The 1,448-nt window shown below is 34.4% G+C and carries 1 protein-coding gene; it reads right to left on the bottom strand.

Annotated features, from left to right (window positions below; translation table 11 throughout):
* Window positions 1–36: 36 nt before the first annotated feature.
* Window positions 37–1,397 (bottom strand): IS3 family transposase gene (locus CN601_RS19875; protein ID WP_098172098.1). Its coding sequence is split into 2 segments (ribosomal slippage): window positions 37–941 and window positions 941–1,397, totalling 1,362 coding nucleotides; the frame shifts between segments, so codons are not numbered across the junction.
* Between the last annotated feature and the right edge of the window lie 51 nt (window positions 1,398–1,448).

A 1,448-nucleotide genomic window follows, 5' to 3' on the forward strand; every position in this document is an offset into this window, starting at 1 on the left:
TGAAGTGACCCCATAAAGTTAGACTGGTTATTTCAATTAAGCAACTTGTAGGGCATGAACTCGGTATTTTACTGGGCTCATGCCTTTTAATTTTGCCTTAATACGTTTGTTATTGTAGTAATCTATATATTTAGCTAGTTCTTGTTTAAAGTGCGCGATACTCTTAAATTCTTTAAGATATAGTAGTTCGGATTTCATGACACTAAAGAAACTTTCTATTACTGCGTTATCGTAACAGTTTCCTTTTCGAGACATACTCTGCGTGATGCCACGTTTAACCAAGGCACTACGATATTTTTTCATTTGATAGTGCCATCCTTGGTCTGAATGAATAAGTAATGTATCGGATTCTGTTAAACGTTTAAAAGATTTAGTTAACATAGTTGATACTAGTGAATAGGTTGGACGTGAGCCGATCGTGTAAGCAATTATTTCGCCATTATATAAGTCCAACATAGGTGAAAAATATAACTTTTCTCCAAATAATTTAAATTCAGTTATATCTGTAACCCATTTCTCATTTGGTTTAGCTGCTTGAAAATTTCGATTTAAAATATTTGGAGCTATTTTACCCACTTTGCCTTTGTATGAGCGATATTTCTTTACCTTCACTAGTGATTTTATTCCTAATACTTTCATAAGACGTTGAACTTTTTTATGATTTACCTTATATCCACGATTAGTAAGTTCGTCTCGTATTTTACGATAGCCATAACGACATTCGTGTTCATCGTAAATAGCTTTTATCAACACTTTTAGCTCTGCATCTGGATCTGGACGGTCTAAATTTTTCACCCAATAATAATACGTACTACGTGGGATCTCTGCGAGTTGTAGAAGTGACCTTACCGAAAATTCATGCCTTAATTCATAGACCACTTGGACTTTGTCTTGTTTGGTGATTTTTCCTTGTTTTGAACTAAGGCATTCAACTTTTTTAAGTACGCATTCTCCATTCGTAAACGTTCATTCTCTGCACGTAAAGCCTCAATTGATCCTTCAGCTACTTCCTTATTACTGCCTGTGTTTAAATTTTTTTTATTCAATGAAGGACGCCCCTTTTTCTTTGATACAAGGGCATCCTTACCGATGGTTTCTAACTGCCTTTTCCACTGATAAAGAGTAGAAGGAGTAGGAATGTTAAAAATTGCAGCTGTTTCTCTGATAGATGTTCCTTGTTCGTTCATATAGTTAAGTACATCTAGTTTAAACTGCAAATTATATGATGTATAGCTTTTTTGAAATGCTTTTTCACCATGATATTGATACTTTTGTATCCATGTTAGAAATACTGAATGGTCTACTCCGATAGAATCTGAAATCTCTTTTAGAGACTCGTCCCCTTCTAAGTAACGTTTTACTGCAATTAACCTCTCATCACTTGTAAATTTAGTCATAAAAAATGCACCTCCAAATGTTAGACTGTGTCTAACATTTGGGGTGCACTT

Source organism: Bacillus sp. AFS017336, assembly GCF_002555445.1.
Taxonomy (GTDB): Bacteria; Bacillota; Bacilli; order Bacillales; family Bacillaceae_G; genus Gottfriedia.